Source organism: Planococcus chinensis (assembly GCF_020071995.1).
In the GTDB taxonomy this organism is placed as follows: domain Bacteria; phylum Bacillota; class Bacilli; order Bacillales_A; family Planococcaceae; genus Planococcus; species Planococcus chinensis_A.
Genome location: NZ_JABWTK010000001.1, coordinates 244492 through 267251 on the forward strand (window position 1 = coordinate 244492; position 22760 = coordinate 267251).

The 22760-nt window shown below is 46.7% G+C and carries 19 protein-coding genes and 1 pseudogene; 13 read left to right on the forward strand and 7 right to left on the reverse strand.

All coding sequences use genetic code 11. The annotated features are described in order from the left end of the window. Positions 1-4: 4 nt before the first annotated feature. Positions 5-2941, reverse strand: a complete 2937-nt coding sequence (gene fdhF, locus HU147_RS01255) for a formate dehydrogenase subunit alpha (RefSeq protein ID WP_224074510.1) — start codon at positions 2939-2941, stop codon at positions 5-7. Positions 2942-3118: 177 nt separating this feature from the next. Here fdhF and fdhD point away from each other — a divergent pair, with 177 nt between their 5' ends. Together fdhD and HU147_RS01265 are read left to right on the forward strand one after the other, a co-directional pair. Further along, the gene (gene fdhD / locus HU147_RS01260; RefSeq protein ID WP_224074511.1) at positions 3119-3910 is read left to right on the forward strand and encodes a formate dehydrogenase accessory sulfurtransferase FdhD; all 792 of its coding nucleotides are present in this window, start codon (positions 3119-3121) and stop codon (positions 3908-3910) included. Between the two features lie 113 nt (positions 3911-4023). Continuing rightward, positions 4024-4740, forward strand: coding sequence for a GntR family transcriptional regulator (locus tag HU147_RS01265; protein ID WP_036811486.1), 717 nt, complete (start codon positions 4024-4026; stop codon positions 4738-4740). 56 nt (positions 4741-4796) lie between these two features. Here HU147_RS01265 and HU147_RS01270 read toward each other — a convergent pair whose 3' ends face one another. Further along, positions 4797-6443, reverse strand: a complete 1647-nt coding sequence (locus tag HU147_RS01270) for an SLC13 family permease (protein WP_224074512.1) — start codon at positions 6441-6443, stop codon at positions 4797-4799. 315 nt (positions 6444-6758) lie between these two features. Between HU147_RS01270 and HU147_RS01275 the strand changes: the two genes are divergently transcribed. From HU147_RS01275 to helD, 5 genes are all read left to right on the forward strand, one after another. Continuing rightward, positions 6759-7856 (forward strand): tartrate dehydrogenase, encoded by a 1098-nt coding sequence (locus HU147_RS01275; RefSeq protein ID WP_224074513.1) that lies wholly within the window; start codon positions 6759-6761, stop codon positions 7854-7856. Between the two features lie 72 nt (positions 7857-7928). Then, complete coding sequence (locus tag HU147_RS01280; protein ID WP_224074514.1) at positions 7929-9077, forward strand: glycerate kinase family protein; 1149 nt, start codon at positions 7929-7931, stop codon at positions 9075-9077. Positions 9078-9315: 238 nt separating this feature from the next. Next, complete coding sequence (locus HU147_RS01285) at positions 9316-10518, forward strand: CaiB/BaiF CoA transferase family protein (RefSeq protein ID WP_224074515.1); 1203 nt, start codon at positions 9316-9318, stop codon at positions 10516-10518. Positions 10519-10530: 12 nt separating this feature from the next. Continuing rightward, positions 10531-11379, forward strand: a complete 849-nt coding sequence (locus tag HU147_RS01290) for an HpcH/HpaI aldolase/citrate lyase family protein (protein ID WP_224074516.1) — start codon at positions 10531-10533, stop codon at positions 11377-11379. A 119-nt stretch (positions 11380-11498) separates the two neighbouring features. Further along, the gene (helD, locus tag HU147_RS01295; protein ID WP_224074517.1) at positions 11499-13829 is read left to right on the forward strand and encodes an RNA polymerase recycling motor HelD; all 2331 of its coding nucleotides are present in this window, start codon (positions 11499-11501) and stop codon (positions 13827-13829) included. 621 nt (positions 13830-14450) lie between these two features. Here helD and HU147_RS19500 read toward each other — a convergent pair. Further along, positions 14451-15170, reverse strand: coding sequence for a Na-translocating system protein MpsC family protein (locus tag HU147_RS19500; RefSeq protein WP_224074518.1), 720 nt, complete (start codon positions 15168-15170; stop codon positions 14451-14453). Positions 15171-15478: 308 nt separating this feature from the next. Between HU147_RS19500 and HU147_RS01305 the strand changes: the two genes are divergently transcribed. Further along, on the forward strand, positions 15479-15949 hold the full coding sequence (locus tag HU147_RS01305) for a DUF4064 domain-containing protein (RefSeq protein WP_224074519.1): 471 nt from the start codon (positions 15479-15481) through the stop codon (positions 15947-15949). Positions 15950-16197: 248 nt separating this feature from the next. Here the strand turns inward: HU147_RS01305 and HU147_RS01310 are convergent, their stop codons facing one another. After that, complete coding sequence (locus HU147_RS01310) at positions 16198-16608, reverse strand: Lrp/AsnC family transcriptional regulator (RefSeq protein ID WP_224074858.1); 411 nt, start codon at positions 16606-16608, stop codon at positions 16198-16200. 117 nt (positions 16609-16725) lie between these two features. Between HU147_RS01310 and HU147_RS01315 the strand changes: the two genes are divergently transcribed. The 3 genes and pseudogenes from HU147_RS01315 to HU147_RS01325 all read left to right on the forward strand — a co-directional run. Continuing rightward, on the forward strand, positions 16726-17487 hold the full coding sequence (locus HU147_RS01315; RefSeq protein WP_224074520.1) for an MBL fold metallo-hydrolase: 762 nt from the start codon (positions 16726-16728) through the stop codon (positions 17485-17487). Positions 17488-17527: 40 nt separating this feature from the next. Continuing rightward, positions 17528-17677 carry a nuclear transport factor 2 family protein gene (locus HU147_RS01320; protein WP_224074521.1) on the forward strand — a complete coding sequence of 50 codons (150 nt, stop codon included), beginning with the start codon at positions 17528-17530 and terminating at the stop codon, positions 17675-17677. A 12-nt stretch (positions 17678-17689) separates the two neighbouring features. After that, a pseudogene (locus HU147_RS01325) lies at positions 17690-17959 on the forward strand (ester cyclase); the annotation flags it as partial. Between the two features lie 163 nt (positions 17960-18122). On the opposite strand, the gene HU147_RS01330 reads toward HU147_RS01325, so the two are convergent. The 3 genes from HU147_RS01330 to HU147_RS01340 all read right to left on the reverse strand — a co-directional run bounded on the left by HU147_RS01330 (position 18123) and on the right by HU147_RS01340 (position 20473). Continuing rightward, complete coding sequence (locus tag HU147_RS01330; protein ID WP_224074523.1) at positions 18123-18506, reverse strand: hypothetical protein; 384 nt, start codon at positions 18504-18506, stop codon at positions 18123-18125. Between the two features lie 631 nt (positions 18507-19137). Further along, positions 19138-19944 carry a hypothetical protein gene (locus HU147_RS01335; protein WP_224074524.1) on the reverse strand — a complete coding sequence of 269 codons (807 nt, stop codon included), beginning with the start codon at positions 19942-19944 and terminating at the stop codon, positions 19138-19140. Next, a complete protein-coding gene (locus HU147_RS01340) occupies positions 19931-20473 on the reverse strand; it encodes an RNA polymerase sigma factor (RefSeq protein ID WP_317985480.1) in 543 nt (180 codons plus the stop codon). The genes HU147_RS01335 and HU147_RS01340 overlap by 14 nt, the downstream gene beginning before the upstream one ends. Positions 20474-20654: 181 nt before the next feature. Between HU147_RS01340 and HU147_RS01345 the strand changes: the two genes are divergently transcribed. Together HU147_RS01345 and HU147_RS01350 are read left to right on the forward strand one after the other, a co-directional pair. Next, a complete protein-coding gene (locus HU147_RS01345; RefSeq protein WP_224074526.1) occupies positions 20655-20843 on the forward strand; it encodes a hypothetical protein in 189 nt (62 codons plus the stop codon). A gap of 173 nt (positions 20844-21016) precedes the next feature. Then, entirely contained in the window at positions 21017-22618 is a 1602-nt protein-coding gene (locus tag HU147_RS01350) for a sensor domain-containing diguanylate cyclase (RefSeq protein WP_224074527.1), read from the forward strand. The last annotated feature ends 142 nt before the right edge of the window (positions 22619-22760 follow it).

Consider the following 22760-nt stretch of genomic DNA (forward strand, 5'->3'; position numbering starts at 1 on the left):
CACATCACCTTTCTTTCGGTTGGTCGGTCAGCGGCACGTGATCCGGCCGCCGCCATTTGCGTTCGACTTCCACGCCGCGAGTCGGATGGCGCTTTTTGGTGCGGTGGTTCGATTTTGGCAGCGGGTTGTGGCCGTCCCTTTGCAGCACTTCCATGCGGACTTTCGTCTGCTTGAAGGCCGGCGTGTTGGTCCGCTGATCGGTTGCCGGACCGGTCAAAAAGTTGATGGCGCGTTCCTTATTCGTGGAATGCATCGGCAAAAAGAGTTCATTGCCCTGTACCCGCGAAGTCACGACGACCGGCACTTTGACGGCGCCGTAAGGAGAAACCAGCCGGACAATTGAACCGTCCAAAATGTCCCGCGCTTCTGCGAGTTCAGGCGACACTTCGACGAAGTTTTCCGGGATTTTCTCGTGGATGCCCGTTGAGCGGTCCGTCAAATTGCCTTCATGGAAATGCTCGAGCAGGCGGCCGTTGTTGATGTGAAGGTCAAATTCTGCCGCGAACTTGACGGGTTCGACCCAGTCCGACAAGGCAAAACGCGCTTTTTTGTCGTCAAAGTTAAAGCCGTCGACATACAGGAGCGGTGTGCTCGATCCGTCATGGCTGCCCCACAGGAAGCTTTCCCAGTCTTCGAGCGACTCGTAGTCGGCTTGAGCAAAGAGCGGCGTCAGGCTGGCCATTTCGGCGAAGATTTCCCCAGGATGGCTGTAATCCCAGTCCGCGCCGAGCCGTTTCGCGATTTCCTGGACAATCCACCAGTCGGGCTTTGCATCTCCAAGTTCCGGCAGCGCCTGGTAAAGCCGCTGCACGCGGCGTTCCGTATTTGTGAACGTGCCGTCTTTTTCGAGCGACGGCACCGCTGGCAGGATGACATCGGCGTATTGCGCCGTGCGGGAGAAGAAGATATCCTGCACCACGAAAAACTCCAGTTTCGACAGGACTTCATCGACGTGGTTCGAGTTGGAATCGACCAGCGCCATGTCCTCGCCGACGACATACATCGCTTTCATGATGCCGTCGTCAACGGCGCGCAGCATCGACACGTTGTCAAAGCCCGGTTTGTCGCTGATTTTGACGCCGTATGCCTGTTCGAACTTCTCGCGTGCCGCATCATCCGACACGTGCTGGTAGCCCGGCAGCCAGGCGGGAAGGGAACCCATATCGCAGGCGCCTTGCACGTTGTTGTGTCCGCGGAGCGGATACGCCCCGGCTCCCGGACGGCGGTAATTGCCGGTCGCCAATAGCAGATTTGAGATGGCAGCGGACGTGTCCGAGCCGCCGGTGTTCTGAGTGACGCCCATGCCCCACAGGATGCACGTGCCGTCTGCATCGCGGATTGCTTCGGCGATTCCGATGAGCGTTTCCGGCGAGAGGCCGGTTTCCTGCTCGGCATAGCGGAGCGTGTATTTTTCCAGCACTTCTTTAAAGTCTTCAAAATAGTGGACGTTGTCATCGATAAAGCGCTGGTCGTTCCAGCCCTGGTCAATCATATATTTGGTGACGGCCATCAGCCACACCTGGTCCGTGCCTTGCTTCGGACGGATAAAGATGTCGGCGCGTTCAGCCATTTCGTTTTTCCGCAGGTCCGCAACAATCAGTTTCTGGCCGTGCAGCTTATGCGCCCGCTTCACGCGCGTCGCCAGAACCGGGTGGCTTTCCGCCGGATTGGCGCCGACGATGATGACGAGGCCTGCACTTGCAATATCCTTGATGGTGCCGGCATCGCCGCCCATGCCGACCGTTCGGAACAAACCGTCCGTTGCCGGTGTCTGGCAATAGCGCGAGCAGTTGTCGACATTGTTCGATTCGAATACTTGGCGGGTCAATTTTTGGATGACGTAATTGTCTTCGTTGGTGATTTTCGACGAAGAAATGATGCCGACGCCATCCTTGCCGTGCTCCCGCCGGATTTCCCCGAGGCGTTTGGCGACGAGGTCGAGCGCATCTTCCCACGTGGCTTCGACAAATTCATCGCCGCGGCGGATCAGCGGGGTGGTCAGGCGTTCTTCGCTGTTGACGAAATCCCAGCCGAATTTCCCTTTGACGCAGGTGGAGATGGCATTCGCCGGCGCTTCCGAGACCGGCTGGACTTTCAGGATTTTCCGGTCTTTCGTCCAGACTTCGAACGTGCAGCCGACGCCGCAGAACGTGCACACCGTCTTGGTTTTTTTCGTGCGGGTTTCACGCATCGCCGCTTCCGCATCGGAAACTGCCAGGATGCCGCTGTAGCCCGGTTCAACGTCTTTGACAAGATCGATCAGCGGCGTCAGCACTTCGTCTTTCAAGCCGGTCATAAAGCCGGCTTCGCCTTGCATCGAATTTTCCATGAGCGCATTGCACGGGCACACCGTGACGCAGTGGCCGCAGCTGACGCAAGATGAGTCGTTGATTTTCGCGCCGCCGTCCCATAAGACAATCGGACGGTCCCGTTCCCAGTCCATCGACAAGGTTTCATTGACCTGCAGGTTCTGGCACGCTTCGACGCACTGCCCGCAGGCGATGCACTGGTTGGGGTCGTAGCGGTAAAACGGATTAGTGAAATCGACGGCATCTGTTGAACATTTCGGCTCGAACGGGTATTTCTGGTGTTCGATTTCCATCATGTCCACGGTATTATGTACTTTGCAGTTGCCGTTGTTGTTGTCGCAGACCGTACAGTACAGCATATGATTCTCTAAAATCCGGTCCATCGCTTCCATTTGGGCTTCTTTTGCCCGGGCCGAAGCTAATCGGACATCCATCCCGGAAGCGGCTTTGGTGGAACAAGTCCGCACCAGCTGTCCGTCGACTTCCGCGATGCACGTGTCGCAGGTTTCGATCGGATCGACTTCCGGCAAATAACAGATCTGCGGATGTGTAATGCCGTGCGCATTGATCACCTGGAGAATCGTCTGGCCTTCCTGGAACGGATACAGCGAACCGTTGATTTTGACCGGCATGCCGGCACCTCCTTTTTTTACTCGAACATTCCCTCATTCCTCAAAATAAAAACGGCGCCGTCCTTTTGCGGCGCTTTATCCTCTGTGGTAATAGTATAATCAATTTCATAGAGTGCTACAATAAATTAACGGAATAATCAATCAATAAATGGTTTTTCGGAAGGGGGGTTGGCGATTATGCAAAAAGAGCAGCAAAAAACGCGGACAGTGCTCCGCTATACAGACGGCGTCTTCAGCGGGCAGGAAGACCGGATCGTGACCGAAGAGCCGATCACCATCCGGATCAACGGCCGTGAATTCATCACGATCGTCTGCTCGCCGGAGTTCATCGAAGACATGGCAGTTGGCTTTCTGGCGTCGGAAGGCATCATCCCGAACCACCGCGACATCCGGAACATCCGCGTCGACACCGAACAGGGCATCGTCCATATCGAAGCGGATAAAGTGTATCCGTTCTATGAGAATTTGCAGAACAAACGCTTTGTTACATCGTGCTGCGGCATGAGCCGGCAGGGTTTTGTATTTGCCCACGACGCCTTGACGGCGAAAACGATGGATAGCGTCCGGGTGACCCTGTCGCCGGAAGACTGTTTTTCCTTGATGGAAAAGCTTGACGGCAGCGCCGACATGTTCCGGCAGACCGGCGGCGTGCACAACGCCGCGCTTTGCAGCACCGACGGCTTTTTCCTGCCGCGCATGGACATTGGCCGGCACAATGCGCTCGACAAAATCTACGGCCATTGCCTGCGAAACGACATCGACGTGCGCGACAAAGTGATCGTTTTCAGCGGCCGCATTTCGTCGGAGATCCTGTTGAAAGTGGCCAAGATCGGCTGCGAAATCATCCTGTCAAAATCGGCCCCGACGGAACTTGCGCTGTCGCTTGCTGAAGAGCTCGGCATCACGACGGTCGGTTTTATCCGAAAAGGCTCGTTTAATCTGTATACGCATCCCGAGCGGATTAAATAACTTTAATGAATAAGAAAGTTTGGTAAGTAATTGTTGGAAATTTTTTATGCAGTTATAATGAATGATAAGTAAGCCGAAAGGCAAAATTGAAATAGTTTGGAGTGACATCAAGTATGAATTTAGAAGAAGAACTTCAACTATTCATTCAGAATTTAAAAGGAATGGAACAGTATCGGTTGCCTCAAAGGGCTTATCATACAATACGGCTTGCGATTCGGGATTTAATTCTTCCGCCAGGCACAGCTCTTCTTGAACGCGAAATCAGCGAAACTCTTCAGATGAGCCGTACACCTGTCAGAGAAGCATTGGTTCGATTAGAAATTGAAGGTGTCGTTCGACTAGTTCCAAGACGTGGATTCATTGTAGAACCAATCGAGCAGGAAGATTTGAAAGAAGTGTATGAAATTATCACCACTCTCGATAGCCTGGCCATCGAAATAGCGACTGCTAATGCCACAGAAGAAGAATTAGATTATTTAGAAACGATTATCGATGATCAGCAAGCGGCACTCGCTCAAGAAGATTTAAAAAAATGGTCTTATCTGGACGATTTATTTCATGCAACTATCATTAAGTATGCGCACAATAAGCGTTTAAAAACGGTAATTGACAGCTTTGCGGATCAGTCGTATCGGGCAAGATTATTTACGATTAAGAACCGTCCTCTTCCGCTGCGTTCAATTACCGAACATAAAGCGATTGTTTTTTGCATGCGTGCAAAAGATGGCAAAGCAGCCAGTATGCTGATTCAATCTCATCGGAGGCGCGCACAGAAAGAAATCCTTGAAGTTCTGGGTGAAATCAATCAAATTGAAATTATTAACAATTAGAAAAGCGGCTTTCTCCGGAATGGAGAAAGCCGCTTTTTCTATAGCATTGGAGTTGTTTACATCAGATTTCCGAAAATAATCGGCACGTAGAAGTAAACGACGATAACCGTGAAAACGAGGGAGAACAAATTGAGCCAAATACCGGTCAATGCCATGGTGCTCATCTTCACATAGCCGGTGCCAAAGACGATGGCGTTTGGCGGAGCGGCAACCGGGAACATGTAAGCGAATGTCGCGCCCATATTGGCTGCAACCATCAGGACAATCGGGTCAGTTCCAAGTGTTGCAGCAGCTACAGCAACAATCGGATAGACCATTGTAGCGGTAGCTGTGTTTGAAGTGAATTCTGTCATGATCGTGATGGTTCCGACAATCAACGCAATGGTGATGAAGAGCGGGATATTTCCGAACTCAGTCAATTGCCCGCCGATCCATTGGTCGAGCCCGGATTCCATAATGCCGGCTGCCAGTGCCAGGCCGCCGCCAAAGAGCCACAAAATTCCCCAAGGCAATTTCAAAACGGTGTCCCAATCCAGAATATGGCCTTCTTTGTTCTTTGCAGGAATGGCAAAGAGAAGGATACCCGCAAACAAAGCGATCAAGGTATCGTCCAAGCCAGGGATGAAATTATTCAGGATAAAACTGCGGGTGATCCAGGCGAGGCCCGTTAAAGTGAAAACCGTTAACACCACTTTTTCTTCGTAGCTCATCTTGCCCAAGCCGGTCAGTTCTTTCTTAACGATGTCCCTGCCGCCAGGAATGCTTTTTACTTTTAAAGGAAACGCGATTTTGGTTAAGTAAAGCCAAATAATTGGAATTAAAAGCAGCACCATCGGAACACCGAATAGCAGCCAGCGGGCAAATGAGATTTCAATGCCGTACAGGCTATTGACCGTTGCCGCTAAAATAATATTTGCCGGTGCTCCCACAAGCGAGCCGAACCCTCCAATAGTCGCGGCATAAGCAGTACCTAGCATCAAGGCAGTGCCGAATGGAAACTTGCCCGGCGTGGTGTCGATTCCGCTGTTCTCTTTAAGTGAATCTGCAACATGCTTCGTAACGGCCAAACTGATCGGAACCATCATCATCGTCGTAGCAGTATTCGAAATAAACATCGATAAAAAGGCTGTAGCTACCATAAATCCGAGAATAAGCGTACTTGGGTTGGTGCCGACAAACGAAATGATGGATAACGCAATGCGTTTATGCAAATTCCATTTTTCCATTGATAAAGCGATCATGAAGCTCCCAGCAAAAAGGAAAATCAATGGATCTCCGTAGTTTGCGGAAACAGCGCCGGTCTCCATGACGCCGAGAAGCGGGAATAACAATAAAGGAAGCAGCGAAGTGACCGGAATCGGCATCGCTTCCGTCACCCACCAGGCAGCAATCCAAGCAACGACGGCCAAAACGGTTACGGCTGTAGGGGACATATCTGCAGGAGACACTAAGGTCTTGATCAATAGGAAAAGGAGCGGGCCGAGTACCAAACCGATTAATTGAAGCTTCGTATAGTTTGCCGATTTTTCGTTCGGCTTTTTGGAATTGGCGTATTCTGCCTTTTCTTCTTTTGATAAATTCCCCGTTGAACGGGCGGCAGTGCTCATAGCCAAGACATTAAGGGTCAAAATTGCTTTTAACATTGCTTTAGCCTGATCATTCCACGCCCACATTTGAACCCAAACCCGTTTTGCAGTCATCATAAATTCAACCTTCTTTCTCCATAAATTTTTTTGGGATAATGATACCGCTTACACAAAATCCATGACGCCTTTCAATTCGCTGCAATCGTCTTGCTTGCTAGAATTTTATAACTACGTATACGTTAATGTCAACATGAATTTAGTAAATATTCAAAACTGTTGATTTTAACCTTAAAATAAACCTGAAATATAAGTTATTAGTTTAATTATCGAAAAAGTTGAAATAGTTATTGACAACAACGTATACATTAATCTAATATACAGATTAATACTAAGAAATATGCCAATCATGGCAACTAGAGGAGGAATTATATAATGAGTGAAACAAAAACATTTCGGTTAGCGGTTATTCCAGGCGATGGAATTGGAAAAGAAGTTATTAAAGAAGGCATGCGCATATTGGATTATATGGCTGAAGAGTCTGAAGGCAAGTTTTCTTTTGAAAGCGATTACTTTCCTTGGGGCTGTGAATATTATTTGGAAAACGGCAAAATGATGGACGAAGACGGCGTGGAGCAGATCCGAAACCACGATGCGATTTATTTCGGAGCGGTCGGTTTCCCGGGAGTGCCGGATCATATCAGTTTATGGGGCTTGCGCCTCGCCATTTGCCAAGGGTTCGATCAATGGGCCAATATACGGCCGGTTGAATTTTTGCCGGGAGTGCCAAGAAGGTTGAACCATCCGAATGTAGATGAGTTAAATTGGATTTTGGTGCGCGAAAATTCCGAAGGGGAATATTCGGGGATCGGCGGACGTAATTTCGCCGGCCGCGGAACGGGCAATGAAGTCGCAGTCCAATCGGCTTTGTTCACGGAAAAAGGCTGCGAACGCATTATCCGTTTTGCATTTGATTTGGCGCGGACCCGCGACCGGAAAAAAGTGACAAGCGTCACAAAGAGCAATGCCCAGCAATACGGCATGGTGCTATGGGATGAAGTATTTGCGCGTGTCAGCAAAGACTACCCGGATGTTGAAACGGATCAGCGGCTTGTTGATGCAATGGCTGCAGAGTTTGTCTTGCATCCCGAAGACTTGGAAGTTGTCGTGGCGTCTAATCTGTTCGCCGATATTTTATCGGATTTGGGAAGTGCTCTTGCCGGAAGCCTTGGAGTTGCAGCGAGTGCAAACCTGAATCTGGAAAGAAGAACACCGAGCATGTTCGAATCGGTTCATGGATCTGCTCCGGATATCGCCGGGAAAGGAATTGCAAATCCGATCGGCACCATCGGCAGTGCGGCATTGATGTTGGATCATCTTGGCCTGAAAGAAGAAGCGGTCCGCTTAAATAAAGCGATTGAAGAAACGACAAGACAAGGAATACTAACCCGGGATTTAGGCGGTTCCTATGATACAGTGGAAGTTACAGATGCAATTATTCAGAATTTGGCAAAAGTGAAAGCGGAAGTTTAATTGGGAGGAAAAGTCGTAATCGTTCAAATTCGATTGCGACTTTTTTCTAAGTCAGACAAGGTAGGTGTAAATGTGAAGGTATTAATTGCAATGGACTCGTTTAAAGGAAGTTTATCTTCTGTAGAAAGCAGTAAAGCAATTGCAATGGGAATCAAAGAAGTTTACCCGCACGCAGATATTGAAGTCTTGCCCTTGGCGGATGGCGGAGAAGGGACAGTGGAGTCACTTGTAACCGCTACAGGCGGAACTCTTGTCACGGTTCCGATAACAGGTCCGCTTCAGCAAAAAGTGGATGCAACATACGGGGTTCTGGGAAATCAACAGACTGCGGTTATCGAAATAGCTGCAGCATGCGGGCTGCCGCTTGTTTCAGATGAACAGAGAAATCCGATGTTCACCACAACCTATGGTGTAGGCGAACTGATTATAGATGCCCTAGAAAAAGGATGTCAGGACTTCGTCATCGGGTTGGGAGGAAGTTCGACAAATGACGGGGGTGTCGGCATGCTTCAAGCGCTGGGATTCCGTTTTCTGGATTCTGAAAACAAAGAAGTGGGTTTAGGGGGGCAAACACTGAATGACATTTATCGAATCGACGACGAAGGAATTCATCCGTCCATAAAAAAAGCGACATTTAAAGTGGCTTGCGATGTAACCAATCCACTTTTCGGTGCGAAAGGGGCTGCTCATATTTTCGGTCCGCAAAAAGGTGCCACTCCTGAAATAGTAGCGGAACTTGACCGGGGGCTCCGAAATTTGGCAGATGTAATGGCCAAAGATCTGAAGGTGGACATTTGTTTGGTTGAAGGAGCAGGAGCAGCAGGTGGTTTAGGGGCAGCATTCCTGGGCTTTTTACAAGCGGATTTAAACAGCGGCATCGACTTGATCCTCGAAAGCATTGGAATGCCGGAGAAAATTCAAACGGCTGATATCGTCCTGACAGGGGAAGGAAAGCTGGATGCCCAAACTTCTATGGGCAAAACTGCGCTGGGTGTCGCCCAATTAGCTAAAAGCTTCGGGGTCCCAGTCATTGCTTTAGCAGGAAGTGTCACGGAAGAAGCAGGCGATTTGAATGACCGGGGAATCACTTCATATTTCTCGATTTTGACAAAACCGATGTCACTAGCTGAGGCAATAAATCCAGAGGCAGCAAGTATGAACCTGCAAGTAACCACAGCCCAATTGTTTCGGTTGATCAAAGAAATGAAAAAAGCGGGGTGAAATTGAAAAGGCATTTCTATACACATCAGTTTAAAGAAGCGCATGTAACTAATAACTAGTTGCTTGCGTTTTTTGTTTGCCTAAACGATTTCTTCTAAAAATATTCATCGCATTACCTATTAAATCAAAGGATAAGAATTTTGGTTTTTGTATCCAAGAGGTTTACAATTCACAAAATTGACTATATGATAAGAGAAAATTCTGAAAACGTTTTCAGAAGCATCCGAGGAGTGAAGCAATGGAAGAAAACAGAAAGCTGCCGCTTGCAGGACTGCGGGTCGTTGACGCGTCCACGGTGCTTGCCGGTCCGATGCTGGCGACATATTTGGGGGATTTCGGGGCGGACGTCATCAAAGTGGAGCACCCTGCAGGAGACCCGCTGCGGAATGCCGGCCGCCAGAAAGACGGCGAGTCGCTTGAGTGGAAGCTCGTGTCGCGCAACAAAAAGCCGATTACGCTGAATTTCAGTACGCCGAAAGGCCAGGAACTGTTCCATAAACTGGCTGCAACAGCAGACGTCGTCATTACGAATTTCCGGCCGAAGACTTTGGAGAAATGGAACATCACCTATGAATCATTGTCAAAAGACAATCCCGGGTTGATTGTTGTGAAGGTGTCGGGCTTCGGCGAAGACGGTCCTTACAAGGAACGGCCGGGATTCGGTACGCTCGCGGAAGCGATGTCCGGCTTTGCGCAGGTCAACGGTTTTCCGGATAGAGGTCCGGTGCTGCCAAGTTTCGCGCTCGCCGATTACGCGACGGCGCTGATGGGTGCCTATGCCACGATGGTGGCAATTTATGAACGCGACCATTCGGAGGACGGACGGGGCCAGTACATCGATTTGCCGATTTACGAAGCGCTCATGGGCATGCTTGGCAATCAGGTTATGGAATACGACCAGCTTGGCGTCATTCCGGGACGGAAAGGGAACCGCACGGGCTGGACCGTTCCGCGCAATTTATACGAAACGAAAGACGGAAAATGGCTCGCGATATCCGGCACTTCGCAGCCGATTGTCGAACGCATTTTCAAGGCGATCGGCCGGGAAGACTTGATAACGAATCCGAAGTTCGCCACCAATCAGAAGCGGCTCGAGAACGTCGATGAACTGGAAGCGATCATCGCCGACTGGATGAAAGGGTACACGCAAGACGAAATCCTCGAGCGCTTTGTCCAATTTGAAGCGACGATTGCGCCGGTCTATACGGTTGAAGACATTGTGAATGACCCGCATTTCAACCACCGGGAAAACATCGCGGACGTGCCGGATGCACATTTCGGCAGCGTCAAGATGCTCAATGTGGCACCGAAACTGTCGCGTACACCGGGAGAAATCCGCCATACCGGAGCGGAACTCGGTTCGTACAATGAAACACTGTACGGCGAATTGGGGATGACTCCGGAAGAAATTGAAGGACTAAAAAAAGACGGCATCATTTAAGGGGGATAAAGGATGATTTACCGAAGTCTGATGTTTACACCAGGAACGAACAAAGAGCGGCTACTGAAATCCGTCAGCAGCGAAGCGGATGCTTTGCTGTGGGATTTGGAGGACGCCGTTCATCCGGATGAAAAAGCGGCTGCCCGCGCTGTTATTAAGGAGGCGCTCGACGAACTGGAGGACAAACCGGCAAAACCCATTTTCCTGCGCGTCAACCAGTACGGCACCGAATGGTACACGGAAGACGTCAAACTTGCCCGGCATGAAAACGTCAACGGCATCATGCTGCCGAAAGCGGAAAATGCCCAGCAAGTACAGGAAACGTGGGAAGGCATGGGAGCTTACGGCGAACTGATCGTCCTTGTCGAAACCGCCGTCGGCATTGTACACCTGGAAGACATCTTCAGCAACCCGAACGTCAGCGGGGTCGCATTCGGCGCCATCGACTATGCAGTGGATGCAGACTTGACGCTGACGGAAGCGGGGCTTGAAGCGATTTATGCGCGCTCCCGCATCGTCACCTATGCGAAAGCGGCGGGCGTCGAAGGCATTTACGACACTGTGTTCGCCGACATCCACAATACGGAAAGCCTGCAAAAGCGCGCCGTTTCAGCGCGTGGACTCGGCTTCAACGGCCAAATGGCGGTGCATCCGAAACAGCTGGAGACGATCCACGAAGTCTACAGCCCGTCGCGGGAAGACATCGACTGGGCGTTGAAAGTGCTGCACCATGCCGAACACGAAGCGAAAGGCGCCGGCGTCTTCATGCTGGACGGCAAAATGGTCGACCGACCGATCATCGAAAAGGCGAAACAGATCTACAGCGCCGCTGAACGCTACCAGCTCATCATCGGCGGCTGATGCTTTAGCGGGAGCCCTATGTTAGATTCCAAATCCAACTACAATTTAATGAAGAAAACCAAATGGTATTCGATTCTTAATTCGCACAGGGATTAGTCATTTTGTAAGGAGTGGTTCATGTGAATCCGGAATTTCAGCAGGAGCAAAAACGGGTGGACCGCGTGATGCAGGAAGTCACCGGACAGCTCCGAAGATTGGAAGCAGACACATCGCGCCAAAAAGACGAAGTGGTCAACATCCGACGCCATTTCTGGGATGAAAACAAAGTAAGCCTTGATTCGTTCGACGATTTTCTGGAAACGATCATCGGTTTGCGGCAGGAGGCGCAAGCCTTGTCCGTCAGTGAAAGCACCCACCGGCAGTCCGCCAAAAAGCTGGCGGCACTCCGAAGTCTGCAGAGGACGCCGTATTTCGGGCGCATCGACTTTCATGAAGAAGGGGAACCTGAAAAAGAAGAAGTCTATATCGGCATCTCGACATTGACCGATTCAACAGGCGATGAATTTCTCGTCTACGACTGGCGGGCGCCGGTCTCGAGCGTCTATTACGACCACCAGCCGGGTCCTGCATCCTACAGTACGCCGGGCGGCGAAGTCAACGGGCAGCTTGAGAAGAAATGGCAGTACTTGATCCACGGCGGCGTCCTGCAGTCGATGTTCGATACGAGCGTGACGATCGGGGATGAAATCCTGCAGCAAGTGCTCGGCAAAAGCGCCGACAAAAAGATGCACAGCATCGTCGCTACGATCCAGCAGGAACAGAACCGCATCATCCGCCATGACCGGACACGCCTGCTGATTGTACAGGGGGCAGCCGGCAGCGGCAAGACTTCAGCTGCACTGCAGCGCATCGCGTATCTTCTCTATAAATACCGGGACCAATTGAACGCCGACCAGATCATCCTGTTTTCACCGAACGCGATGTTCTCGAGCTATGTGTCGAACGTGCTGCCGGAACTCGGCGAAGAGAATATGCAGCAAGTGACGTTCCAGGAATACCTGAATCACCGGTTGAGTGCGCAGTTCGAACTCGAGAATCCGTATGGCCAATTGGAATATGTGCTGACGAACGGGGACGACCCGGCGTATGCGGCCCGTGTGGCAGGCATCCGCTTCAAGGCGTCGGTCCAGTTTTTCGAAGCCATCAAATCGTACCGGCGGACATTGGAGAAGTCCGGCATGATATTCAAGCGCATCAGTTTCGCTGGACATCCGATTGCGAGCGCCAAAGCCATCGAAGCGCGGTTTTATTCCCGCGACACCACGCTGCGTTTTCATAACCGGTTGGAGCTTTTAAAGGACTGGCTATTGAAAGAGCTTGATGAATTTGAAAAGCAGGAGTGGGAAGAGCCATGGGTAGAAGAGGAGATGGAGCTGCTCAGCAACGATTCCTATCAGAAAGCGCACGCCTACTTGGCAGCGAAAAAAGGTTTTAAAGGAAAAGCAGTGAGCGACTACGAAATGGAACCGGAAGAACTGGCCCGGCTTGTGGTGCACCAAAAGCTGAAGCCGCTCCGAAAAAAGATCCGGGCTTACCGCTTTGTCGATGTCAAAGCGCTGTACCGCCAGCTTTTTGCAGGCTTTTTGGAAAACGGCCAGGAACAGTTGCCCACGGAATGGGAAGCCATTTGCCGGCAGACGCTCGATCAGCTCGCGGAAGGGGAATTGTTCTACGAAGATGCCACACCGTTTTTGCTGTTGAAAGAGCTGATTCTCGGATTTCAGACGAACACGGCGATCCGCCACATTGTCATCGACGAAGCGCAGGACTACTCGCCGTTCCAGTTTGAATTTCTGAAGCGGCTGTTCCCCGCAGCGCGCATGACGGTGCTCGGTGATTTCAATCAGGCAATTTTTGCACATGCCGGTGAATTCCATAATTTTGACGTGCTGACCAATCTGTACGGAGCAGATCAAACCGAAACGATCCGTCTGACACAAAGCTACCGCGCCACCAAACCAATCATTGAATTCACCCGCAGGCTCGTGCCGGAAGGAGATGCCATCATCCCGTTTGAGCGGGAAGGCGAAAAGCCGATTTTGACGCAAGTCGAGGATCATGCAGAACTGCATCGCCGCATCATGGAACGGGTCGCGGAACTGCGGGAGGAGTTCGGTACGATTGCTATCATCTGCCAGTCAGCTTCCGAAGCCGCGCAAGCCCATGAAGCCCTGTCCGGCATCGAAGGGCTGAAGCGGCTGAAGACCGGCTCTGCCGAATACGAGCAGGGCGTCATCGTCATCCCGTCGTATTTGGCAAAAGGCATCGAGTTTGACGCCGTCATCCTCTATGACGCCTCGGAACAAGTTTACGGCCAGGAAAGCCTGCGGCGGCTGTTCTACACCGCCTGCACACGGGCGATGCACGAACTGCAGCTTTTCTCCGTCAGCAAACCAAGTCCGTTTCTGGAGGAAGCGCTGCAGGAAGGGCTGGTTCGGGTTGAGGAATGAGTTGGCTTCTGTGGATCAATCAAACAGGGCGAAGCAATGAGTGATCGTTCGTAAACCTGGGTGGAAATAAAAGAACGTTCGTAAAGTGTTTTGACACGTTTACGAACGTTCTTTTTATAAGTTTTGAAGCAGATTTAGAGCGTTCGAAAAGGTGTACTTTTACGAACGCTTATATTTGAATTAGAGAGCTTAATTTTAGTTTAAGTGAAAAATAAGAAAAACCCTCTATCGTTTTGATAGAGGGTACGGAATGCTTTCACAACGCCTGCTTGCCTGTGAATAGCAACTTTGAAGATAAAGCCTAAGAACAGACAACAGTCCGGTTTGTTGATACTTCGGTGGTCTAACAGGGAACCTTTAGAATGTTCGCTGCAAGGCAAGCCTAACATGAAGGCGTTCAAACACCTATCAATATGACTTACTATTGAAAGGAAATTCTGACAACACACCATTCTGCGTTCATAAAGTAAAATCAGCGTTTAATTGCACTGCACATCTAAAGAAAATTGTTCATCAGTTCTTAATTGGAACTTTTGAAGTGCAGACAAAGCCTACGCATCTATCAGCGGAAAAGTGGCTGCTGATACACTGAGTTCGAAGTCCCTCAACGTTGATGTGAATTTATGGCGTTTGCGGTTCCAAGATGCAGACAAGGTACCCCATATCGGTCTCGAAATTCCAATCCAGGAATACATCCCTAATTTTACGTTTCAACACGGATTCTACACCTGCTTCGCTAAACGCCTTGTATTCCAAAGGGCGCCTGGCAATCCTTAATTCCTTAGTAAGGCCATTTTTGACCAACGATTTTTCAATTCCTGTCAGAATTCCTGATCGCCTTACCAGAATTGTGCGATTATCCAACCAATACGATTCTGTGTGTGCAGGAATTTTAACTGCTCTACTGTGTGCCTCATTGCTCCTTTTATGAAACGCTTTTTTATTTACGTCATTCGGCCATCCAAATGGATTTTTTCTGACTTCCTCTTCCATGACTCCCCAAATCAAACCGGTTCTTGTTTTGAGATGCCAATCCACGTAAAGTTCGTTAAGCTCAATTCCAAACTCCTCGTGAAAGTGTTGTTTAATAGCCACTTTCAACTCCTTCATGACGAGTTGTCTTGTTTCTTCGATGACTTTTTGCGAATTCTTGTTTTTTTCTAAGGCCTTTTCCATTGGGGACAAAAAGCCGTGTATATTGAGGGTGATAAAGGGAGGCCGGATGACCACATGTACGGACGATGGACCTTTTCCGAAATGGTTGCGCAATAAACTGGAAATATAACTACTCACTTCAGATTCCCTTTTTTTTCGATTGGCATGGGCGCTCCTCCTGGCCACTGTTGAAATTAGATAACAAAAATTTTACATCACTAGAAAGAGTTTTGCCATCCTGAAGATTTGGTATACTTGCCAATTAATAAGTTTACATATCATGAGTTTATCGGAAGTAAAGAAGCTCGAAATTGAGTTTCTTTACTTTTAAATTTGTAAGAGTATGGTTTTACGAATGGTTTAATAAAGATTTAATAGAAGTAATATCTTTAGATTTCTATGTAAGTCTGAGGTCTTAGATACATTCAATTCCAGAGACTGATTGAAGGAATGTTAAATTTTGGTTACAATAAAATAAATCATAATATTCAAAAATGGGAGGAATACATATCGAAACGAATAAAAGACGTCTTCCGTATAGACTGGTAGCTATTTCCTTTTTGCTCTTGTTTATTCTATTTATAGGTACTGGTTTTTTCGCAAACTCTCTTAATACAAATCAATCAGTTCAAAATGTTCTTATTGAGATATTCGAGAATGATCCAAAAGCACAACGAGAAATGAGCAGTGAGGAAATTTCTGCAACCTCTGAACAATTTACAAGTGACATTTTGATTTTTGTACAGAAATTTTTAAAATACCCGTTTTACATGCTAGGAATATCAGCATTGTTGAGTTTGATTACACTCTTCACAATGAAACTCAATAAATTTATTTCAGCTCTTTTACTCTCTTTGGCTGGAGTGTTATCAATTTTCACATTGCTTCCACCAATATTTTTGTTCTTTGCTTCGAACAACTTATTCAAAGCGCATCAGACAAACAAAATACTGTCAGTAAATTAATATGAAATATGTGTTCTTAAGTTAAAGGTTTTAAGTAGATGCACCTTCTGATTTTAAAATTGGTTTACATATGAGGGGTTATCGGAAGGGAAAGAGCTTAATAGCTTTTTTCCTATTTTGTTGTCTGTATAAGTGTACTTTTACGAACGGTTACTTAAAGATAGTTTCATGAGCTGACAGTTAAAAAGCCCCCGTGTAATGAAGCTTTCTAAAAGCAGCCATTACACGGGGGTCTTTACAAGTGGGATTTATTTGCTAATGATGATGGATAATTTGTAATTGACAAAGTCGCTCAATCCAACCAAAAATTTATCCAGTACTTCGTTGGAGGGGAATTTGCATTCCAGGAGGTAACAACTGTCCCCGCTGATTTTATAGTTCTGAATGACAAAAGGAGCTTGTGCTTTTATATAGGAAAGATAGGGTTCGTGGTGGCTGCTTTTCATGATGACGCTAATCATTGCATGGACAAAGTAGCCCATTTTCAGTTGGTTCACTTGAATGGTATACCCTTCAATGATGCCCGAGGTTTCCAATTTTTCCACCCGTGCCGAAGTGGCGGGGCTGCTTAAATGGACCCTTTCGCTCAACTCTTTCATGGTGATTCGGCTGTTCTTGGAAAGTTCGTCCAAAATTCGCAAATCCGTCTGATCCAAGATTTTTTCAATTCCCTTCATTTATAAAGTCAAAGCGGCAAAAGACTTTATTTAATCTATTTAAATTCGAATTGGCTCTAGTATACAATGGGTGGACATCAAACAAAAGGAGTTGGAATTATGAACATCCGCCCCATTCGCAACGCAACATTAGTTGTAGACTATGCAGGGAAAAAGTTTTTAGTTGATCCATTTTTATCAGAGAAAGGAACGCTTCCGCCTTTTCCAAATTCAGCAAGACAAGACCAGAACAATCCGCTCGTGAGCTTACCCGTTTCAATTGAAGAAGTCATTGCTGGCGTGGATGCTGTAATTGTTACGCATACGCACTTGGACCATTGGGACGATGCAGCAAAAGACGCGTTGCCAAAAGGCATAAAGTTGTTCACGCAAAATGAAGAGGATAAAACCGAGATTGAAGGCACAGGCTTCACCAACATCGAAGTTCTTCAGGAAAATACGGTATTTGAAGGCATCCAATTGATCAAAACAAAAGGCGAGCACGGCAGAGGCGAAATCTTGAAAATGGCCGGCCATGTATGCGGTGTTGTCTTCAAGCATGAAGATGAAAAAACGCTTTATGTAGCCGGAGACACGGTATGGTATGAAGAAGTGCAAAAAACGATTGATGCCCACAACCCGGAAGTCATCGTTGTGAACGCAGGAGACAACCAATTCCTGCAAGGAGGTTCCCTTGTCATGAACGAAGAAGATGTCTACGAAGTGCATAAAGCGGCGCCTGAAGCGACAATTATCGCTGTTCACATGGAAGCGGTCAACCACTGGAACCTCTCCAGAGCAGATTTGAAGAGATTTGCGGAAGAAAAAGACATGGATTCGAATGTAGTTATTCCAAATGATGGTGATTCCTATTCATTCTAAGCTTTAAATCGAGCAGTTCTGCTGCCCTATCCATATAATAATGGAAGGAACGATTGCCGTGTCAGTTGAAACGATTAAAGAACTGGTTCGCCGTTTTTACGAAGCGATTGGACGAGAAGATTACGGGGCTTTAAAAGAGTTTGTTCATCCTGACTTTGTGTTCTATCCAAAAATCGATACACCATTTTAGGGGGCAGAAGGCCTTGTGGAATCCGAAAAGAAGAACTTCGATGCTTTTCCTGGCTTCAGGATGCCGGTTCAATCGGTGTTCGCTGAAGGAGATCAAGTGGCTGTTTATTTGATTTTTGAAGGCAAACATACAGGCATCCCGTTAATGGGGGTTCAAGCTACAGGAAAAGATGTACAATTTTCTCTTATGATGCTTCTGCGAATCGCTGATGGGAAGATTGTCGAGAAAAGATCCCATGTCAATGTGCATGACATTATCCGGCAAATTAGCGATTATTCTTAAAAACCCTTTCATATTTTGAGAATACATCAGAAAAAGACCATAATAGGCCTTATTGGACCACTAAAATAAAAAAACGTTCAGCCGATTTTTCTCGGCTGAACGTTTTTTCTTAATCCATATTATATTGGATTTAATCAAGATAAAAGTTGTTTAAATCATTAAATTAATTCTTGTAATTTGCAATTACTCCTGCTGCTCCACATCCAGTGCCTGAAGGGCTATTGCAGTAAATTCTTAAAGAATATCCAGCTCCTGGCGTTGTAGCGAAGTTAGTACCATTTCTTACACCTGGTGCCACAGTGGTATATCCTCCAATAGGATCTCCATTCTTAAATATTCGGAAGCTTACATTGTACTTACCAGTGTTTACTACACTCCAACTCCCCATATAATTCGCTACTACCCGAGTAGTAGAGTCAGTTGGTTCACTTGAAGACAATGCGACTGTTCTGTTTGTAGCTGTTGCTGCTGATGCTTCTCCGTTAGCTAAGCCGAATGAAACTACTGTAAGAACTACTGCCAATAAAACCGAAAAAATTTTCTTCATAAAAACACCTCTTTTTCTTTTTTTTTGAACTCAATACAAATTATTACATATAAGTAAATTTAAATAAAGGATTATTTATACATTTTTTTAATTTACTAAAAATATAAAAAACTTACTCTTATGAATGTAGCTTATTAAGAAATAAGTTACATTCATAAAGGCTAAACAAGGGTTACTCCCTTTGCCTAGCCTTCTCGTCAGGCTGCATCATTTTTATGAAATCATAGTAGTAGAACTAATCACTACCGGTAATTAAATAACCACAAGAGTTTTGAGATTACCGATAATCGATTTTATGGATCTTAGGGAAAACTTTATCAAATCGCAACGCATTACTTTCATCGACTACAGTCTTTGAAGAAAAGCACAACTGATAGAACGGAACTTCGGGGAAAATAACGAAATATAAAAGTAACTGAAACGTTTTAATAACATTTTGTCTCTAACTTACAAAGAGAAAATAGGTGGATACAGTATGAAATAACTTTGTTGCGATTTGGCAAATTTTTTTTAGGATTAGTTATATTCACATACCATCAAAAGCATTAGTTATCTTAAGAGAAAAAGAAGGGCTGATTGGCAATACTTTTTCTCTTTTTCAGTACAGAAAAAACGCCGCCAGAAGGCAGCGTCAATCTAGATGATTCTCATTCATATGTCCAAGCAGGTCCTCCTTGTCCAGGAATTGAAGCTTTTCAATTTTGCCTTCTTCAGAAGCAAAGGCTTCGCCTTCGAAATTATACAGCGCAGTTTCTCCGTCGGCGTTTTTGTATTCCACTGCGAAAGTAAACTTGTACATTTTCGGGTTGTGTTCGTTTTGGCTGATTTTTATATCCGACGCTGCCATTTCATAGTCGTTATCAAATCCACTATACATGAAAGCTGGCGTCGCATTTAAAAAATTGTCGTATCCATTTGCGGTGAAATAGGAAGCGTACGTATCTGCCATGTAGTTCATATAATCCTGCCATACCGGTGTTTGCTGTAACGCATCGAACTCTTCCTGGGTTTCCACCTTGTTTTGGGCTTCCATAGCGGCGCTCGATAATTCTTTATATTTTTCGTCTGGCCCATTGAACTCTTCTTCAATGACAGCTTGAATGGATTCTTTGCTTTTATTGGCATCCACCTCATCTTCTCCTGCCGAGGCAGGTTTTTCATCCGAGCTGTTGCCTGTTCCTGTGGTCATTTCGCCGCTTTCTTGCAGGATAGTTTGTGAAAGGAACAGATAGCCCGCTATTAAAATGATCATGCACAGCACTAAACTGGAGGCGAATTTAAAGCCACTGAAAAACCGGGTTTTGGATTGTTGCTTATCCAAGCTCGATAAAATTCGGGAATGCAGCTTTGCTTTGTGCTTCGGGTCCCAAATGATATCCTGATCCAATTGTTTCAGCTGATCATCCAAAGAGGTATGAGTACCATCAGTTTTTTTCATGGATAATCCCCTCCTTATTTAATTGTTTTTCCAATGCGGAAAGGGCACGGAAAAGGGTGTTTTTCACTTTGCTTTGGGGCCAATTTAGTATTTCTCCCGTTTCTTCTATACTGAACTCTCTTATTTTTCTCAGGATGATGACTTCGCGATACGGACTTTTCAGCCTTCCTAACGCCTGATAAAGTTCTGTTGAGTTCTCTTTTATTTCCGCAATTCCTTCAGGGGTATTGTTCGTATTTTTTCCGGGAAAGACAAGGTCCTTTAACAGCTCGAGCGGCTTTTGCTTTCGAATAAAATCGATGGTGAGATTATGGGCAATGCGAAAAAGCCAGGTTTTCGGATTTGCCTTTCGTTCAAAATTGTCATAATAATTGAATGCTTTTATAAACGTCTCTTGCGTTAAATCCTCAGCTTGTTGATTGTCGCGGACCATCAGCAATATATACCTGAATATCGAATCGCTGTGCTGCTGATACCACTCAGTGATTTCGCTTTTTCTCTCACTCGACAAAGAACCTCGCCCCCTCATTTATTGCTTCTACTTGTTAGACGCAATTGGGAAATAAAAGTCTTCTATTTGGAAATTTATTTTAAATTTTTTTATTTCGAGTTTATGTTCAGAAAATTATAATTATTGAAACTTATTCCAGCTAAATTCGTATGATAAGGAAGGCGATCGAAGTGATAACGAAATGAAAGGGGAGAAGTATATGCATTGGATGATGTGGATTTTTTGGGGCTCCTTGGCAGCGTTATTTGTAGGCGGTTATCTGGTGGACTTTTTAACGAGGGGGAAATATAGCCTTAAAAAGAAAGAAAAGACTTTGAACCAGAACTTAGCGGAAGCAGATGCACGACGGGAGGCAGGAAGGCACAACGATCAAGGTGGAATGTTTTGAATGGAGGACCGGAATTGTTTAATGACTAGCAGCATGCCATGAGCTTGGAGATGGATCTCCAAGCTCATTATTATTTAGAAGCATTTGCCTTTTAACTAGATAAATAAAAGGGAATATCTATATAATGGAAGAAGTTGATTTTTCTCAAAAGCGTTTTGAAAGGAAATTTTTGAATGAAGCCATTATTCAACGGACGGAAAGTGAACTTGGCCACCTTGCTGACTTCTCTAGTCTCTGCCTCAGTCATTCTTACATTGCTGATTCTTACCATCTCTTCTTATCATTCCAGTAAGAATTCTTTGGCGACGACTTATTTATCCCTGAATTACTCCAAAGCGGAAAAGATGAGCCATTCGGTCGATTCGTTATTCGTCTCGATGCGAAAAAATCTGGAAGCCACCGTGGATTTTCTGGAGGAAAATGAAGGGATGAGCGACCAGGAAATTCAGGAACATTTGGATCTTCTGCAAACAAGCAGCGGCTATTTCAATTCTCTTTCCTGGATAGACGAAACAGGCATGTTCCGGGCTATCAGCCCCCACAGCATCGGGTTAAAAGGAGAAAAAATAACAGAAGGATCAGCAAAAGAAGCGTTGGATGCCAAACAGCCCGGTTTGACTACTCCCTATACAGGCTTATCAAACCGCTTAATCATTTTGATGAGCCAGCCGATTTATTCCAAAGACGGCACGTATCGGGGGATGATTGGCGGAACGATCTTTCTTCAGGAGCAGAACGTCCTGAACCATCTTCTTGGCAATGATGCGGTAGAACAAAACGGTTCCTATTATTATGTTGTGGGTCCGGCCGGAACACTTTTGTTTCATCCGAAGAGTGAAAAAATCGGAGAAAACGTCATTGAAAATCCGGTGGTCCGTCAATTGACGCAAGGAAAAGACGGCATGGAATTAATTACGAATACCGAGGGAATTCCAATGCTTGCTGCTTACAGTAACGTATCTGAAGCGGGATGGGGGATTGTGCAGCAGACGCCTTATTCATTTGCAGAAGATTTGTTGGTTGATCAATTTCTGCAGGTGCTGAAGAATTTATTGCTGCCGTCTTTGCTGCTGCTCCTGTTTTCCATCTTCATCGCCCGCAAATTGGCAGCCCCTTTCACGCATCTGGGAAATCTGGTGAATGGATTAGCGGAAGGAAAGAGCGTATCGCAGCCTCTCAAGGACAATCTGATGAAGCCCCATTGGAACCGGGAAGCCGATATCTTAACGAAGAGTGTGGCAATCGCTTTTGAAATACTCGAAAGAAACAACCAGGAACTCACGCAGTCAGCACGGACGGACGCGCTAACGGGCTTGCCGAACCGCCGGAAACTGGAAGAAGTGCTGGACGTCTGGTCCAGCCAGAATCGGCATTTTTCCTTGCTCATACTGGACATCGACCATTTTAAATCGATTAACGACTCATTTGGCCATCAAATGGGGGACCGGGCATTAAAAGGCTTGGCTGAAGCGCTTCAAACGCTTATCCGGAACACAGATTATTGTTTTCGATATGGGGGAGAAGAATTTGTCCTTCTTCTGCCGGATGCGGATCGCCTAGCTGCCTACCAGGTGGCAGAAAAAATACGGAAAGAAGTGGAACAGACCTTATTGGTTCCCGGCCGTACTGTCACAGTTTCGATCGGAATCTCAGAGTTTCCAACCCAGACGGAGTCGTTGGAAGAGCTATTCCGCTTGGCGGATACAGCGCTCTATCGGTCAAAAGACGAAGGCAGAAACCGGATAAGCATCTCTTCCCTCAACCATCGCTCTTGACGATTCAATCGCGACCGTTCATCAATAGGGAAGAAATCCTCTAATAACAAGTACCAAAGAGAAAAAGCAGAGCTGATCAGCATGCTTTTTCTCTTTTTTACTAGGTGTACCTTTACGAATGGGTTGAAAACCAAATGGAAAT

Coding starts and splice junctions, on each gene's coding strand:
- HU147_RS01335 (WP_224074524.1), bottom strand. CDS start 19,944: ATGAAAAAAACTGATGGTACTCATACCTCTTTGGATGATCAGCTGAAA.
- fdhF (WP_224074510.1), bottom strand. CDS start 2,941: ATGCCGGTCAAAATCAACGGTTCGCTGTATCCGTTCCAGGAAGGCCAG.
- HU147_RS01270 (WP_224074512.1), bottom strand. CDS start 6,443: ATGATGACTGCAAAACGGGTTTGGGTTCAAATGTGGGCGTGGAATGAT.
- HU147_RS01350 (WP_224074527.1), top strand. CDS start 21,017: ATGAAGCCATTATTCAACGGACGGAAAGTGAACTTGGCCACCTTGCTG.
- HU147_RS01330 (WP_224074523.1), bottom strand. CDS start 18,506: ATGAAGAAAATTTTTTCGGTTTTATTGGCAGTAGTTCTTACAGTAGTT.
- HU147_RS01265 (WP_036811486.1), top strand. CDS start 4,024: ATGAATTTAGAAGAAGAACTTCAACTATTCATTCAGAATTTAAAAGGA.
- HU147_RS01290 (WP_224074516.1), top strand. CDS start 10,531: ATGATTTACCGAAGTCTGATGTTTACACCAGGAACGAACAAAGAGCGG.
- HU147_RS01275 (WP_224074513.1), top strand. CDS start 6,759: ATGAGTGAAACAAAAACATTTCGGTTAGCGGTTATTCCAGGCGATGGA.
- HU147_RS01305 (WP_224074519.1), top strand. CDS start 15,479: ATGGGAGGAATACATATCGAAACGAATAAAAGACGTCTTCCGTATAGA.
- HU147_RS01320 (WP_224074521.1), top strand. CDS start 17,528: ATGGAAGGAACGATTGCCGTGTCAGTTGAAACGATTAAAGAACTGGTT.
- HU147_RS01315 (WP_224074520.1), top strand. CDS start 16,726: ATGAACATCCGCCCCATTCGCAACGCAACATTAGTTGTAGACTATGCA.
- HU147_RS01285 (WP_224074515.1), top strand. CDS start 9,316: ATGGAAGAAAACAGAAAGCTGCCGCTTGCAGGACTGCGGGTCGTTGAC.
- HU147_RS01345 (WP_224074526.1), top strand. CDS start 20,655: ATGCATTGGATGATGTGGATTTTTTGGGGCTCCTTGGCAGCGTTATTT.
- fdhD (WP_224074511.1), top strand. CDS start 3,119: ATGCAAAAAGAGCAGCAAAAAACGCGGACAGTGCTCCGCTATACAGAC.
- HU147_RS01340 (WP_317985480.1), bottom strand. CDS start 20,473: ATGAGGGGGCGAGGTTCTTTGTCGAGTGAGAGAAAAAGCGAAATCACT.